This window comes from Jeotgalibacillus proteolyticus (genome assembly GCF_002926065.1).
GTDB classification, from domain to species: domain Bacteria; phylum Bacillota; class Bacilli; order Bacillales; family Jeotgalibacillaceae; genus Jeotgalibacillus; species Jeotgalibacillus proteolyticus.
In genome coordinates this window covers 467,981-484,273 of record NZ_PREZ01000004.1, presented here as the reverse complement: position 1 = coordinate 484,273, position 16,293 = coordinate 467,981, and the positions used below count along the sequence as shown (strand labels likewise).

The window sequence follows — 16,293 nt, the reverse complement described above, 5'->3', positions numbered from 1 at the left end:
TAGCGCTTGAAAGTGCGATTACTTACTTTAAGGAGGTGAAAAGAATTCCCCGGCGTAATACAGTTTTTACAAAACTATTCATCAAAAAACACAATTTAAAGGAGAGAATAAAACATGAATATTAATCAGGAAAATCAAGTAGAAAAGCAGGATGACAGAGCAGAGATCTTAGAGCTTTATAAAGGCTTGCGTGTTACGGACGTTAGAGACGGAATGGACTGGGTAGGCTATCACCAATACGGTACGGTTCACCATAGTATAAAACCGTTATTCCGCGGCGCCCCGGTAATTGGAATCGCTCATACTGCAAGATATTTGCCATTTGAGGGACCGGCCCCGCGTGTAACAGGAGATGAATACACTCAATGGGTGAAATGGTATTACAGAGAAGTGTGTAATGATCCATGGGGCAAGGAAATTCAAGAAGGGGATTTCATGGTATTGGATGTAGCAGGGCTGGACGTTGGTCTTTTAGGCTCTAACAATACGCTAGACTTTAAAGGAAGAGGATGTGTCGGCTATTTAACAAATGGCGGAGGGATTCGCGATACTGATGAAGTAATCATGCAGGGCATTCCGGTTTGGTCTAAATTTGTTTCGCAGGGAATGGATCAGACAAGAATCCGCTACTACGAAAAAGACATTCCGGTATCAATTGGCGGAGTGGCTGTGTATCCAGGAGATGTGGTCGTAGCAGATGGTGACGGTGTTATCGTCGTGCCGAGAAAGATTGCTAAGGAAGTAGCTAAATATGCACATCAGGAGCTGACCGGGGATAAAGCAGGACGCAAAAAACATTATGAGACTCTTGGATGGAAGCTTGATGACTCTGTTTTATAAGTAGTTTTATTAAGGAGGAATTTGATGAGCTTTAAACAAATTGGGTTTATTGGTCTCGGTGCAATGGGGCTGCCAATGGCAAAAAATCTAATCAAAAATGGGTTTGAGCTACATATCATTGCCCACAAAAATCGCGAACCGGTCGAAGAGCTGAAAAATGAAGGCGCAACTGAACACAATTCCCTTTCTGACCTGGCACGCAGCGCAGAAGTTCTAATCAGTATTCTGCCAACAGACCGGGAAATGGAAGGCGTACTGCTGTCTAAAGACGTATTAGAAAATCTCTCTGAGGATTCACTCCTGATCGAAATGACTTCCGGTACACCCGAAATGATGAAAAAAGTTAGTGAAGCTTACGGAAAGAAAGGTATCGAGGTGCTTGATGCGCCAGTAAGCGGCGGCACTGCCGGAGCTGAGCAGGGAACGTTAACGGTTATGACAGGTGGTGACGATGAGGTATTAGATCGTGTGCGCCCGGTACTGGATGCCATGGCGAAAAATATCTTTTTAGTGGGTGGCATCGGGGCAGGAAAAGGCATTAAAGCGATTAACCAAATGCTTGCAGGTATTCATATGACCGCTACAGCAGAGGCCCTTGCGCTTGCAGAAAAGCTTGAGATTGATAAAGAGAATATTAAAGAAGTGATCGGAACGAGTTCTGGTGCTTCCTGGATGCTGATGAATAAAATTGATCCCGTATCGGAGGAGCAATTTGAACCGGGCTTCAAACACAAATTAATGCGCAAGGATTTAAACATTGCAGTAAGTGAAGCAAAAGGGTTGAACCTCCCAGTTGCCTCACTGGTTTTGGATATGTTCGAAAAGTCGGAAGATAGTTTTGGCGAACTGGACTTTTCTGCCATTAGCAAAACCTACCGCAATGACTAGTTTTTAAGATAGAAAGTAGAACACTCTCTTTGTTGGATTATAACATAAACGACTCCTTAACTCAGCAAATAGATAAGTTTAATTGATAACCATAATGTTTTATTTACCATTTAAATGTAAGCCCTTACTTTAAACGTTTTTCATTCTCAATAGAAAAAGAGGGGTACAAATGAAAAAAAATAAAGTTATCCATACACTGCTTTCCGCAATCATGCTCACATCCCTGTTTTTGGCAGGGTGCAGCGGATCTGACAACAATTCAAGTGAAGGAAACGGTGAATCTTCCGGTGGAGGAGACGAGGTTACCATTCGATTTTCCTGGTGGGGAGATACAAAACGTAATGAGATTTATAACTCTATCATCGACCGCTTTGAGGAAGCGAATCCTACGATTAAAGTGGATCGGGAATTTGGCGGATGGAATGATTATTGGGACAGGCTTTCCACTCAAATTGCAGGTGGAAATGCACCTGATGTAGTTAGTATGCATCAATTTTATGTCTCTGATTATGCAAGAAGAAATGCGCTATTGAATATGCAGGAGTTTGCTGACGCTGGAACCATTGATTTAAGTAACTTTGCAGAAGCTACCGTTGAAAGTGGAACGGTTGATGGCAATCTGTTTATGGTTGCTAAAGGGGTCACAATGCCGGGAATCGTTTATAATGCTGGATTTCTAGAAGAAATTGGTGTTGAACCCCCGGATATGAACTGGACCTGGGATGAATTTAATGAAAAAATGCTTGAAGTAAATCAAGCGATGCCTGAAGAAAATTTTGGGGTACCGGATTTGAGCGGTGGACAACTCCAGCCAAACTTCCGCTATTTTGTAAGACAAAGAGGGAACGATGTGTTTACAGAAGATGGGATGCTTGGGTTTGAAAGAGAGGATCTTGTCGCTTGGTGGACCATGTGGGAAGACCTGAGACAAAAAGGAGCTGTTCCGGATGGTGCAACGACTACAGAATATGATTCTGCCCCTTTAGAACAAAATATGTTTACTACTGGTTTAACTGCCTTTACTCAGGTTCCTGCAAATCAGCTCCATCTTTATCAGGAGCAATTTGACAATGGAGATCTTGAAATAGTCAGAATGCCAGGATTAGAGGATGGCGAAACGGGAGAATATATTGAGGGTGCCTATCTATCAATAACTGAAAGATCTGAGCATCCTGAAGAGGCAGCAAAGTTTATCGATTTCTTTGTTAACACTGAAGAGGCTTTAGAATTATTTAAAGTCGAGCAGGGGTCTCCGGGCTCATCTGAAATGGCTGAATTTGTTCTTCCTTTATTGGAGCCGGCACAGCAGCGTGCGGTTGACTTTATACAGGAAACAGTTGAATATGCCAGACCTGCTCCTTATGCACCGCTCGGAATTAATGAACTGGAGCAGTCTTTTGCTGATAATGCATCGGGAATCGCTTTCGGACAGCTGACTGTTGAGGAAGCGGCAGATAATTTTATGGCAGCAGCAGAAAGTATTCTGCAATAAAACACGTAAAGCTAATCAGTAGATTAAGTGATTACCAGAACTAAATGGGGGAACGATGATTCTCCCATTTAGTTTAGATTGGAGTAAGCGATGATTGCACTAAAAAATGCATGGCGACGTAACGCAGTAGCTTATATGTTCTTGACTCCATGGATTGTTGGACTAATTGGTTTAAGTGCAATTCCCATGGTCGCTTCACTTTATTTTTCGTTTACGAACTACGATATGTTTACTGATCCGCAATGGGTTGGACTAGCCAATTATGCACAGATGTTTCAGGATCAAAAATGGCTGAATAGTGTAGAGGTTACATTTAAGTACGTATTCATAAGTGTTCCGCTTCAGCTTACTTTCGCACTTTGTGTAGCACTGGCTTTAAGTAAGGGTTTAAAAGGCTTGCGATTTTATCGGGCCATTTATTATGTGCCTTCTTTATTTGGCGGAAGTGTTGCCGTAGCGCTTTTGTGGCGTCAGCTATTTGGCGGAGATGGATTAGTAAATAGAGGATTAGCAGTGTTTGGAATTGAGGGGACGAACTGGATTTCACAGCCGGATACCGCTCTTTACACCTTAATTATTCTTGCTGTATGGCAATTTGGTGCACCGATGATCATTTTCTTAGCAGGCTTAAAACAAATACCAATTGAATTATATGAAGCAGCAAAAATTGATGGAGCGGGCAAATTTAAACAGTTTTTTAAGATTACTCTGCCGTTATTGACTCCTATTGTACTATTCAATCTTGTTATGCAGGTCATTTCTGCGTTTCAAGCCTTTACGCCTGCCTTCATTATCAGCGGCGGTTCAGGCGGTCCGTTAGATTCAACTTTATTTTACACCTTGTATCTGTATCAGAAAGCCTTTACTCAATTCCAGATGGGATACGCCTCTGCAATGGCGTGGCTGCTTCTTGCCGCAATTGCTATTTTAACGGCGCTGATTTTCCTGTCATCAAAAAAATGGGTGCATTACCAAGAATAGAGGTGATTGTATGGAACCGAATAAAATTCCTGAGGAGGAAGTGGGGCCTTCTGTTGCCAAGCCTTTGCTCAAAACATTGGATCCTGTAAAAAACCATAAACCGCGTGTTAAAAAACCAAGGTATTTGACACATGCTTTAATTATTGCGATCGGGTTGATTATGTTATATCCGCTGCTGTGGATGGTTATGTCTTCTTTTAAAGAAAATACAGAAATTTTCCAAAGCGGCTCATTCTTTCCTAAGAACTTCACGTTAGAAAATTATATTCAGGGCTGGACTGGCGTTTCAGGCGTTACATTTGGACGTTTTTTTCTTAACTCCGGGATTATCGTAACTCTTTGTATTATTGGAAATGTTTTTGCTTGTTCAATGGCTGCTTATGCATTCGCCCGATTGGATTTTGCGTTCAAAAAAGTATTGTTCATGATTATGCTTATAACACTGATGCTGCCATTTCATGTGACAGTTATTCCACAATATATCATGTTTAACTACTTGGATTGGATAAATACGTTTATCCCTCTAACATTGCCTAAATTCCTTGCAACAGAAGGTTTCTTCATTTTCTTAATGGTGCAATTTATGCGTTCGATTCCGCGGGAGCTTGAAGAAGCAGCCCAAATTGATGGATGCGGGAAAATACGTATGTACTGGCAGCTGATTATGCCGCTATCTGTACCAGCACTGATTACAACAATGATTTTCACCTTTATTTGGACATGGAACGATTTCTTCAGCCAGCTGCTATATCTAAGCAATATTAAATTGTATACAGTGGCGGTTGGTCTTAGAATGTTCGTCGACTCAATGGGGGAAAGCTCATGGGGTGCATTGTTTGCCATGTCTGCTCTGTCTTTAATCCCGCTGTTTGTAGTCTTTATATTCTTCCAGCGCTACATCATTGAAGGAATAACTGCTGGAGGCGTAAAAGGGTAGTGAGTTTTTAAAACCTGATAGAAGGAAGTGAGTGCACGTGAGTAATATCGGTTTTCGTATTTATCCCGTAAAAAAGAAAGTCGATCAGAAAATCGTTGAGCAATATAACGGAGTCGTAACACCGCATATCAGTGATAATCTAAACCGGATCCACGCTGTATCAAGTCACTTGCGTCCTTTTCATAAAAGCGGCAGACTGCTCGGTACAGCCCTTACCGTAAAAACACGACCTGGAGACAATCTCATGGTCCATAAAGCGATTGATCTGGCTGAGCCTGGAGATGTGATAGTCGTAGACGCCGGTGGCGATGTGACAAATGCGATTGTTGGAGAAATCATGCTCCGGCTGGCAGTGAAAAAAGGAATCAAAGGCTTTGTAATTGATGGAGCCATTCGTGATACAGCAGCTTTTGCAGAGGGGGATTTTCCAGTCTACGCCCGTGGTATTACTCACCGGGGACCGTATAAAGATGGACCAGGTGAAATAAATGTCCCTGTCTCCATCGGCGGGGTACTAGTTAATCCTGGCGATTTAGTCGTTGGAGACGACGATGGAATCGCTATTGTGCCGCTTGACGAGGCGGAAAAAATCCTTGAGTTAGTAAAACGTCAGGAAATAAGTGAGAACAACATAATGGCATCGATCGAAAATGGAACGATTGATCGCAGTTGGATCGATGAACTCTTAAGGCAGAAGGGCTGTGAATTTCATGGTGTTGCCAACAAAGTTTGACTGGGAAAAACTGCAGCAATTCTGCATTGAGATATTTGAAAAAAACGGACTTTCGAATAAGGATGCAACAACAGTCTCGGAGTCACTCGTTCAAGCAAATCTTAGAGGAGTCGATTCACATGGTGTAGTCCGTACCTCTATTTATATTAAACGAGTAGAAGAAGGCTTGATCAACCCTGAGGCAGAAATTGCGATGGAACAAGAAAAAGGGGCCGTCACTTTGCTTAATGGCCAAAATCATTTTGGGGCAGTAGTCGGGACGAAAGCGATGAATATGGCAATTCGGAAATCAAAAAAATATGGTGCAGCTTTAGTGGGAGTAAAGGGGTCTAATCATTTTGGGACAGGCGCATATTATGCCCTGAAGGCGATTGAACAGGATACACTGCTTATCGTTGTTTCCAATGCATCGCAAACAATGCCTCCAACCGGAGGGGTAAGACCATTTTTAGGAACGAACCCGCTCGCGGTTGGCGTCCCCGCTGGAAAAGAGCAGCCATTTGTTCTTGATATGGCTACCAGTGTTGTAGCAAGGGGGAAAATTATCGTTGCTGCTCAAAAAAATGAAGAGATCCCGCTCGGATGGGCAATTGACTGCAACGGCACGGAGACAACGGATGCTCAGGCAGCTCTAGACGGATCCGTTCTTCCTTTAGGAGGAGCAAAAGGGTACGGTATTTCAATGTTTATTGATATTTTATCAGGTGTATTAACGGGGGCCGGCTTTGGGAAATACGTAAATAATATGTATGAAAACTGGAATGATCCCCAAAATGTCGGTCATTTTTTTATTGCAATAGATATTAATCAATTCATGCCTGTTGACCAGTTTAAGAGCCGAATGGATCTTTACATACAGGAAATTAAAGCAGAGCCTAAAGCGCCGAATGTAAAAGAAATTTTCATTCCCGGAGAAATCGAAAAAAGAATTGAAGAAGAACGCAAGAAAAACGGAATTGCACTTCCTGAAAAACTGGTAGAAGAATTCATTCAGCTCGGTGAAAAATATGGTCTTAATTTTTTGTCAACTGAATGGACAGGTCATGCAGCTAATGGCAGTGAAAAGGAGACGATTAAATAATGCTGACATCGAAGAAATTTCGTTATCATATCCCAACCATTATTGAATTTGGAAATGGATATGCAAATAAACTTCATGAATTTGTAAGTGAATTAGGCGGCTCCAATGTACTGGTAGTTGGAGATCCAGGCGTACTGAAGGCTGGAATTGTTGAGCGTCTGGAAAAACCGTTGCGAAATGCAGGAATACCATTTACGACTTTTACAGAAGTAGGGATGGAAGCAACGATTGAGTCAGTTGGAGAGGGGGTTTCAAAAGCAGTAGAAGCCGGCTGTGACATTATTGTAGGAGTCGGGGGCGGAAGTGCGCTTGATACAGCTAAATCGATTGGGCTTTTACTAACAAACGGAGGAGATATACGGGATTATATTGGACTTGATCGTGTCCCTTCACCGGGAGTGCCGGTTATTGCGGTCCCAACTACTGCAGGAACAGGCAGTGAGATTACAAGATTTGCTGTTTTGTCTGATAAAAAAGCCCAGGCAAAGCTTAGCATTGGCAGTATGTACATTTGTCCTGATCTTGCTTTATGCGATCCAGAGCTCACCATTTCGCTTCCGCCTTCCATTACAGCTGCCACTGGTATGGACGCTTTAACCCACGCCTTGGAATCATATGTTAATAAAGTAACTCAGCCATTTTCAGAGGGTTTATCCATTCAATCTATGAAGCTGGTAGCCAAAAGCCTGCGCTTAGCTGTTATCCAGGGGGAAAATGCAGATGCGCGGTCCGATCTAATGACGGCAAGCACGCTGGCAGCGATGGCGTTTAACTCAACAAGGCTCGGTCTTGCTCATGCTCTTGCTATTCCCCTCGGCGCTAATTTTAATATTCCACATGGAGTAGTAAACGCGATATTGCTTCCTGAAGTAATGGCTTTTAACTTGATTGGCAACCAGGAGAAATTTATTGAGATTGCTAAAATCTTTGGTGAAAAGGTAGATCAATTATCAGATAGGGAGGCTGCTTTAAAAGCGGTCGAGGCTATTAGATTATTAAAGGAAGACATTGGAATTACACAAACATTATCTGATTTTGGGGTAGAGGAAAGACATTTAGATCAAATTGTAAAAGAAGCAATGGAGTCAGGAAATGTACCAGTAAACCCGGTAAAGCCAACGGAAGAGGATCTGAAAAATATTTGCCGTATGGTCATGACGCCTGAGGTTCCCAACAAGGTGCTGACTTAAAGGAGGGGGAGTAAAATGTCTTCAATAGTGAAAACAGATATGCAAAAATGGATGGATAAAACTGAAGTATCGAGCTATCAGAACTTTATTAATGGAAAATGGGTTTCTTCATCTTCAGGTGAAACCTACGCTTTATACCATTCAGCGAACTATGAACAGACAATCGGAGAATTCCCAAAATCTACTAAAGAAGATGTGGATCAGGCAGTGAAAGCAGCGCATACAGCGTTTAAGGCCTGGACTGCTACACCAGGTCCGGAACGCGGTGCTATTTTAAACGAGTTTGCCAACTTACTTGAAAAAAATAAGGAAGAAATGGCATTTAGATTATCAGCTGAGCAGGGAAAACCGTTAAATGAGTCGTTAGGCGAGGTAGGGCGTGCGGTGAAGGAAGCCAGATATGGAGCAGGGGAAGCGTTCAGGATTGAAGGAGAGACGCTGCCTGGTGAACGAGGGAACGTATGGAATTCAACGATCCGTCAATCAACCGGTGTAATAGCAGCCATTGCACCTTGGAATTTCCCGGTCGTAACGCCGGTTAGAAAAATTATTCCAGCACTTGCTTTTGGCTGCACTGTCGTTTACAAGCCTGCATCTGTTACACCATGGACGTCGATTTTATTAATGGAGCTTCTATCCGAAGCAGGAGTGCCGGCCGGGGTTGTGAATCTCATCATAGGGAGTGGGTCAGAAGCAGGAAATCCGCTTATTGAGCACCCTCTCGTCAAAGGCATCAGCTTTACAGGGTCATCAGAATTAGGAAAAAAAATAAATGGGTCTGCCGGACAGAGGCTTGTAAAGACCCAGCTCGAATTAGGCGGTAAAAACCCTGCAGTTGTATTAGATTACAAAAATCCACAAGAGGTAGCAGCACAAATCGTATCGGCGGCTTTTGCCTGCAGCGGACAACGATGCACCTCTATTAGCAGAGTCGTCGTGACAAAAGATAAAAAAGAGGAGTTGACAAAAGCTTTAGTTGAGGAAACGAAAAAATTAGTGGTGGGACCTGCCTGGCAGGAAGATGCAAATGTAGGGCCGCTTATTAATAAAAGTCATCTTGAGTCGGTGCAAGGCTATGTCAAATCAGCAAAAGAAGAAGGGGCAAGGCTTTTGTATGGTGGAGAGATATTAAAAGAAGGCGAATTTGCCTCAGGAGCCTACATGGTACCGGCCATCTTTGATCAGGTCAGTCCGGAAATGAAGGTTGCAAAGGAAGAGATATTCGGTCCGGTTTTAATCGTGCTGGAGGTTGAGGATGCAAAAGAGGCACTTGAAGTCGCAAATGGAGTCCAATACGGACTTGCTGCCGCCATATTTACCGACCAACTTCAAGAAGCTTTTCAATTTGCAGAGCAAGCCGAAGCCGGAATGGTTCACGTAAACCATGGAACCGCCAGTGCAGCTCATTTACCTTTTGGTGGAATAAAGCAATCAGGGGCAGGTGCTTTTTCAATCGGGCATACAAATATCGAATTTTATACAAATGTGAAGTCAGTCTATTTTCAGTATTAAGTTATTCTCGAGGCAGGAAAGTATTCCAAACCTGAGTATCAATTGCCTCAAGACTGAATATAGATTCCCGTTGAGAGAAGGAAGGTGTTTGGATGGTTGGCTCACAAAATCCTGTTTTTCGTACCATGGAGGTTTTAACTGCATTTTTTCTGCTTAATTTTGTATGGCTTATTAGCTGTTTACCTCTCATTACTATTTTGCCTGCCACAAAAGCGATGTTTGCAGTGTTAACGGAGTGGAAAGAAAAAGGGATCTCAACGGGAGTTTTTATCCCTTTTTACAAAAAAATTAAACATGATTTTTTTAAAAATTTCTTTTTAGGGATTATCTGGATGGGGGTAGGAACAGTATTATATCTGGACATCCTAGTACTTATGCAGATGAACTTCCCGGGAAGCGGGTTCGTTTTGCTATTGACAGTATTTCTTTCTTTGGCATTCTTATTTACATCTATTTACTTACCAATGATGAAAGGGCAGTGTGCCGTTTCAATGGTGGCTTCAGCAAAGAATTCCTTCTTATTTTCCATTGCTAATCTTCTTCATACGCTGTGGTTGCTGCTCATTTTGATATTCTCAATTTTTATTATCTATCTATTTCCGTTCATGCTATTTATAAATATCAGTCTCACTGCGTTTTACTTTAACCATGTTTTCACCAGGCTCACAAACCGCTCAAGACCCGATATGAAACTGACCTTACTGCCAGAAGGTCAAACTCAAAAATAAAGAACCTATTAGCATAACAAAAAAGCTGTACAAGAAACCCATTTCAAACCATTGGGTTCTGTGCAGCTTTTTTTATTTGAATTTCGGAATTTCGTGGTGCCTGTCACTTGCCGAAATGCCTCGACAAAATTCGAGGAGTGCCTGTCACCACTCGTCTCACATTAAGGAAGCCGGCGGAACGTAAAGCCCTGAGCTGTAAGGCCGGTGATTATGCCGGGAAGGGCTTCTACTGTGGTGGTTTTGGCCGGGGCATCGTGCAAGAGGATGTTGATGTTTGATTTGTTTGCAGCACCGGTAAGTACGTTGTTTGTGATGATATCAGGTTCCACCAGAGCAGCTGCTGTGTCGCCGCTGTCAACATTCCAGTCGTAAAAGATGTAGCCTCTCCGAAGGACTTCCTTTTTTAGCACTTCCATAATATCTGGTGGTCCATATTTCTGGCTGATTTGATTCGTTGAACCGCCAGGGAACCGGTAAATTGAAGGAACAAAACCGATGTAGTACATCAGCGTATTTTCAAGCATTGTCAGGTCCTCTTTAAAATTTTCAAGAGAGGAATAGATATAGGAGTAATCATGTGTATACGTATGAAGACCGATGCTATGGCCTCTGCGTACGATCTCCCAATAAAGTGCTTGGTTTTTTTCGCTCACATTACCTATCACAAAAAACGTTGCTTTAACATTATAAGTATCAAGTATATCTAAGATTTTCAATGTATTATCTGAAGGCCCATCATCAAACGTAAGATAAGCCACCTTCGTCTGGCGGTAAAAATACACCATAGCAATGCCCCCTTTAAAAGCCCCTTAGCGACCAGTTGCCCGCCCATATACTATCTTATTTTTATCAGCAATAAAAATGCATTTGAAATAAGAAGCGGGACAGTCGACATAAATCGGGTGGTGACAGGCACCACTCAGGCACCACACAGGCACCACGCACAACGAGAATCAAAAACCTCAACTGAAGTCACTTTATTAGTGACTTCAGTTGAGGTTAGTTTTTTATGATGCACAATAGCATATTAAGACTGAATGTTTTCCCGTTCGCTTAGGAGGCCTCCTGCTGCTTTGGCTCGGATTTTTGTTGCATTTCCGGGAAGGTAGGAAAGGGGCACTTCCTCAAGGTCGATGAGTGTTAACTGGTCAGGATCGGCACCAGCTTCAATTGCTTGCTGGAATGCCATATTTCTGGCAAGTTCCAATGTTTTTTCTCGTCCAAGCTCATCTGCATTAAATATTTTTTCAATCTGCCCGCTTACTTGAGATATTGCAGATCCAATTGCATTTGCAACGCCGGAGTTTTCTGGTTTGATAACTTCAGAAGCTCCTTTTAGCTGATCAGGAAAAAGGATACTTCCACCACCTACTAAAATAACTGGAACTGGTGTGGAGCTGGTTTTCATCTTATCGATTGTATCTTCTGCCATTTCGACCATTTTTGCGTAGATTTTATCTACAGTATTTGGATGCAGGTGATTGACCAACTCGGGATTTCCTAACTTCGCTTTTCCGGCAGCTACTGCAATATCTGTAGTTGTCAAAGTATCACCGCCAAAGACGAGGCCTTTTTCAATAAGGCGATAACCAACGCTCTCCGGACCGATTTGGTAGGAGCCGTCTTCTTTAATCGTTATAACAGTTCCGCCTCCAAGTCCAATCGATGCAATGTCAGGCATGCGGAAATTTGTTCGAACGCCTCCAATTTCAACAGCTAGAGATGATTGACGAGGAAATGAACCTACAAGAACACCTACATCAGTCGTTGTTCCACCAACGTCAACAACCAAGGCATCCGGCTTATCTGTCAGGTAAGCCGCGCCCCGAAGACTGTTAGTCGGTCCGCAGGCAATGGTGAGAATTGGATATTTTACCGTGTATTCTACAGACATTAAGGTTCCATCATTTTGCCCGAAGAAAACATCAGCATGGATGCCTTCTTTTTCTAATGCTTTTACAAATCCATCGGCAGTAGACCTTGCTACATCTACAATTGCTGCATTTAAGATTGTTGCATTTTCACGTTCCAGAAGACCGACACTTCCGATTTCGCTGGAGAGAGATAAGACAGTCTCTTCACCCATTACTTCTTTGATGATTTTGGCTGTACGAAGTTCATGATCAGTCGAAACTGGGGAGAAGACAGACGTTATCGCTACTGAGTCAACTTGTCCTTTTAGTTCCTCTGCAATTTGCCGGATGCCTTCTTCATCTAGAGGAGCAATTTCACGACCATCAAACTCATTTCCACCACCGACGATATACAAATGCTTGCCAAGGATTGCTCTTAAATCATCCGGTACACCGACAAGGGGTTTTATGGCGGTGGTTGCAGGTGCGCCGATGCGGATGGCGGCAACTTTATTAAGCCGTTTTCGTTCAACAATAGCATTTGTACAGTGAGTTGTTCCAAGCATGGCATACCGGAATTCTTCAGCAGGCAGCCCGGATTTGGCGACTACCTTTTTCAATGCATCATAAATACCTGAACTTACATCTTCAGTCGTCGTGGCTTTTACTTCTGCTATAACGTTATATGCTTCATCAAGTACGACAGCGTCTGTATGAGTGCCGCCAACATCAATTCCAATTCTGTATGTACTCATTTTAAACTTCCTCCTTTCTCAGTAATTCTTCAATTGGACGATACTTCGTTTCATAGCCGAAATAGCCAGGTCCGGCAACTTCAATGCCTTTTTCTGTACGCCATTTAGGATCACAAGGCATACCAATAACGATGCACCGTGCGCCGTATCGCAGTCCTTCAGTTGTAATAGGCATTCCGGTTTCTGCATCCAGTACGGCTATTAAATCAGGAGTTATACAGATCGCCTTACCGTCAACTTCTGCAAGCAAGTGTTCATTTTGAAAATGAAGGCGGCAGGATTTATCTAAGTCCGTTCCAAGACCTTCTATGATTGCCGTTCCTTTTGCAAAACCGTCTTGCGTTTTGCGGTCGATATCCATTACTTTTCCTTGGAATAATACACGGCCATTTGTGAGCTCAAGAATTTCATTAATTGGCTGTTTATTGTTTTTCAGCGCTGCCTCAATTCTGGCGCCGATCTGTTCTTCTAACGTCAGGATATGGTGGATGGATGAATTCTTCATTGCCCGTCCAGTCATCGGATAAATTGCATTCATAACAGAGCCGCCCATCTCAATTGTCGCTTTTCGTGCAATTCTTTCAGCCCAGACACTATCAATCGTATTAAGAAGTAAGCTGTTTCCTTTTTCGTCCGATAGAACCATAGGAGTCGCAGATACACCTTCCAGATAGAATGTAACCATTTGGAGTTCGGGAAATGCTCGTCCCATACCATCTGCATCCACAACAGGAAGACCGAGGCGTGCAGCGAGAGCTAAAGGAAGCATGGAATTAACTCCTCCTGCTTCAATTGGCATCGTTGCATAAATTTCTTGACCTAAAAATTCTTCCAATGCTTTAAATGCAGCAATGGCTTCTTCACCATTCGGTATTTTTTCAACCATAACGGTCGGTGCACCCATCATGGCGGAAGGGACAACTAAGGCTTCATCAGGAACTTCTTCCGGAGAAAGAAGTTTGATAGGACCATATTCTTCAACAGCCTGCAAGGCCATCAGTTTCCCTATATATGGATCACCGCCACCGCCAGTACCAAGTAATGCAGCACCAATGGCCATGTGTTCAATTTCTTTTTTACCAATTAATCTCATTGGATATTCCTCCTTCTAGTAGTTGCAAACTCTGTTTGATTTGATGCTTGAAACGTTTTACTTACGATTAATTGAAGTCCAAAAGCAATCAGGAAGGCATCAAACCCTGAAGCCCCAGTAAGTGAGAAAAGCCCAAATCCTGTAGGTGCAGGTGTTGTAGCAAAGGCAATTAGCGTGGCTATTGCCCAAATGGATACCCCGAACACATTTACATTTTCCTGTAAATCTACCTGTTCAAATGTATAACGAGTTTTGTTAATTAGATAATCAGCTACATAGATTCCGCCGATGGGTGGAATTAAGACACTTAAGAAAGACAGAAATGGAATGAAGTGACTGTATATCCCACCAACTGCCATTAATGTTCCTATCAGGCCAGCCGCGATGGTGAGAATGTATTTTGGTACCTTGCGGAAAATAACCGAAAACCCTAAGGCAGAAGAATAGAGATTATTATCATTGGTCGTCCATTGAGCAAGAATCAAAATAAGCATCGCACCAGTTCCCCAGCCAACACCGAGCATAATTGATACTACATCCACCTGGGATGTTGCTTTCGCTAGCATTGCGGCAATTAATAGCACTACAGTAAAACCAGCAAAGAATCCAACAAAAGACGAGATGACGGCATCTTTTGGACTCCTTGCATAACGTGCAATATCCGGCCCGATAATCGCTCCTACAGCGAGAGAGCCGATGATTAAGGAAATGGAAACACCAATTGATAAAGGTTTTGATGTGAGTGGAACGGTTGCAACCTCAGCTATCGATTGACCATTCATTACACGAATTAATGAGCCGATCAAAAGAAGTGCGAGAAGCGGTACAGCTATTAAACTCAATTTTTCGATTGCTTTAAAGCCGATGAAAGCAGTAGTAGTCATCAAAATTCCACCAATAATAATCAATAGCTGACGGTTTGCTTCGATATTAAATACATCTAGTAAAACATTTTGTAAGCTGGAGCCAAATAAATCTACTTGCACACCGAACCAGCCAAATAGTGAAATTGCGATAATAGCTGAAACTGCATAGGAACCGTAGCGTCCAAGAGCAAATATCGAAACAAATGAGGTGGACAGACCTGTTTTGGCTCCGACAACAGAACATACAGCACTGACTACTGCAAGAAGGAAACAGCCAATTAACGTTGCAATGATCGTGTGCGGCATACTAAGTCCCCCGCCGAGTGCACCTCCAAGTGCTGTTGCGGAAAGAGCAATAATTGAACCCATCCAAACAATCGAGAGCTTTAGCCAGCCTTTTCTTTTTTCAAGCGGCACAGGCTCACGTTCGTAATCCTGAATAATTTTTTTAGCTTTTTCTTTTTCCATTAAGTCTTCCCCCTTTTTGTCGAGACGCTATTTACGAGTATGAGTATATCTATTTGATAATTGTTCAAAGAGAGAATCGTTCATTAAAATAGCTAAATGAACCTGCTCTTTCAGGTATTTTTCGTTGTAAAGGTTAATTCCCCAAAAAACCCCATTTCCCAGCAGGACAAACTGCTTTATTACCCGGTCGACATCACTCGAGTCGATGGTTGGGAAATCTCTTCGAAGAGCATCTTCCAGAGAGGTTGTAAGCCACTTGTTGAAATTCTGCATATATTCTTGAAGATGGTTTTTTATCTCTGGAATGGGTGCCGTGACTAAGGATATGTAAGAAGAGGTCTCGATGAAATTCGTGGTGTGATGATCAACAATTCCTTGCAGCATTGCTGAAAAAATCCGGTGTACAGGCTCATTTTGATGAATGTTTAAAACAGATTTCATTGCATCATGGTGATTTTGAAGTATTTGCTGAAAAGCTTGAACAAATAGCGATTCTTTGTTTTCGAAAAAGAAATATATGGAAGCAGCCTTTATGCCTACTTCATCAGCGATTTTTTTCATTGTTGCACCCTGATATCCATATTTCGAATAAGACAAGAGAGCAGCTTTTATAATTTCCTCATGTTTCATTTTCTCACCACCTAACAAGTATTAGGTTGAAGTATAAATGTACAAATTATAAAACGCAATGACTTTTTAGAAAAATTTGAATAAACTCTATTTTTAGTTAACTTTATAACGCTTTCATTGTCATTGATGTCATTTATTAGGGGGTTGAAGAAGTTTTTTTAAAAAAAGGATTATATCTCTATAAGACAGTTGGCTACATACACGCATTCTAGAGACCGCCTTTTACCCACGCAATGTATATTCCAT

15 protein-coding genes are annotated in these 16,293 nt (G+C 42.3%); 10 read left to right on the top strand and 5 right to left on the bottom strand.

Annotated elements, in window-relative coordinates:
• The first annotated feature begins 114 nt into the window (after positions 1–114).
• The 10 genes from C4B60_RS12610 to C4B60_RS12565 all read left to right on the top strand — a co-directional run bounded on the left by C4B60_RS12610 (position 115) and on the right by C4B60_RS12565 (position 10,382).
• On the top strand, positions 115–840 hold the full coding sequence (locus tag C4B60_RS12610) for an RraA family protein (protein WP_104058361.1): 726 nt from the start codon (positions 115–117) through the stop codon (positions 838–840).
• A 24-nt stretch (positions 841–864) separates the two neighbouring features.
• Positions 865–1,728, top strand: a complete 864-nt coding sequence (locus tag C4B60_RS12605; protein ID WP_104058360.1) for an NAD(P)-dependent oxidoreductase — start codon at positions 865–867, stop codon at positions 1,726–1,728.
• 169 nt (positions 1,729–1,897) lie between these two features.
• Positions 1,898–3,220, top strand: coding sequence for an ABC transporter substrate-binding protein (locus C4B60_RS12600; protein WP_104058359.1), 1,323 nt, complete (start codon positions 1,898–1,900; stop codon positions 3,218–3,220).
• A 90-nt stretch (positions 3,221–3,310) separates the two neighbouring features.
• Positions 3,311–4,201 carry a carbohydrate ABC transporter permease gene (locus tag C4B60_RS12595; protein ID WP_104058358.1) on the top strand — a complete coding sequence of 297 codons (891 nt, stop codon included), beginning with the start codon at positions 3,311–3,313 and terminating at the stop codon, positions 4,199–4,201.
• A 10-nt stretch (positions 4,202–4,211) separates the two neighbouring features.
• Entirely contained in the window at positions 4,212–5,138 is a 927-nt protein-coding gene (locus tag C4B60_RS12590; RefSeq protein WP_104058357.1) for a carbohydrate ABC transporter permease, read from the top strand.
• Between the two features lie 37 nt (positions 5,139–5,175).
• A complete protein-coding gene (locus tag C4B60_RS12585; protein ID WP_104058356.1) occupies positions 5,176–5,871 on the top strand; it encodes an RraA family protein in 696 nt (231 codons plus the stop codon).
• Complete coding sequence (locus C4B60_RS12580) at positions 5,849–6,952, top strand: Ldh family oxidoreductase (protein ID WP_104058355.1); 1,104 nt, start codon at positions 5,849–5,851, stop codon at positions 6,950–6,952. The genes C4B60_RS12585 and C4B60_RS12580 overlap by 23 nt, the downstream gene beginning before the upstream one ends.
• On the top strand, positions 6,952–8,142 hold the full coding sequence (locus tag C4B60_RS12575; RefSeq protein ID WP_104058354.1) for an iron-containing alcohol dehydrogenase: 1,191 nt from the start codon (positions 6,952–6,954) through the stop codon (positions 8,140–8,142). Before C4B60_RS12580 ends, C4B60_RS12575 begins: the two co-directional genes overlap by 1 nt.
• A gap of 15 nt (positions 8,143–8,157) precedes the next feature.
• On the top strand, positions 8,158–9,654 hold the full coding sequence (locus tag C4B60_RS12570) for an aldehyde dehydrogenase family protein (RefSeq protein ID WP_104058353.1): 1,497 nt from the start codon (positions 8,158–8,160) through the stop codon (positions 9,652–9,654).
• A gap of 92 nt (positions 9,655–9,746) precedes the next feature.
• Positions 9,747–10,382 (top strand): DUF624 domain-containing protein, encoded by a 636-nt coding sequence (locus C4B60_RS12565; protein ID WP_104058352.1) that lies wholly within the window; start codon positions 9,747–9,749, stop codon positions 10,380–10,382.
• Positions 10,383–10,543: 161 nt separating this feature from the next.
• Here the strand turns inward: C4B60_RS12565 and C4B60_RS12560 are convergent, their stop codons facing one another.
• The 5 genes from C4B60_RS12560 to C4B60_RS12540 form a co-directional block, all read right to left on the bottom strand.
• Positions 10,544–11,167, bottom strand: a complete 624-nt coding sequence (locus tag C4B60_RS12560) for a polysaccharide deacetylase family protein (RefSeq protein ID WP_104058351.1) — start codon at positions 11,165–11,167, stop codon at positions 10,544–10,546.
• Between the two features lie 242 nt (positions 11,168–11,409).
• A complete protein-coding gene (locus C4B60_RS12555; RefSeq protein ID WP_104058350.1) occupies positions 11,410–12,990 on the bottom strand; it encodes a hydantoinase/oxoprolinase N-terminal domain-containing protein in 1,581 nt (526 codons plus the stop codon).
• Between the two features lies 1 nt (position 12,991).
• Entirely contained in the window at positions 12,992–14,083 is a 1,092-nt protein-coding gene (locus tag C4B60_RS12550; protein ID WP_104058349.1) for an S-methyl thiohydantoin desulfurase family protein, read from the bottom strand.
• Entirely contained in the window at positions 14,080–15,417 is a 1,338-nt protein-coding gene (locus C4B60_RS12545; protein WP_104058348.1) for a purine-cytosine permease family protein, read from the bottom strand. The genes C4B60_RS12550 and C4B60_RS12545 overlap by 4 nt, the downstream gene beginning before the upstream one ends.
• A gap of 27 nt (positions 15,418–15,444) precedes the next feature.
• Positions 15,445–16,047, bottom strand: a complete 603-nt coding sequence (locus C4B60_RS12540) for a TetR/AcrR family transcriptional regulator (RefSeq protein ID WP_104058347.1) — start codon at positions 16,045–16,047, stop codon at positions 15,445–15,447.
• Positions 16,048–16,293 lie beyond the last annotated feature (246 nt).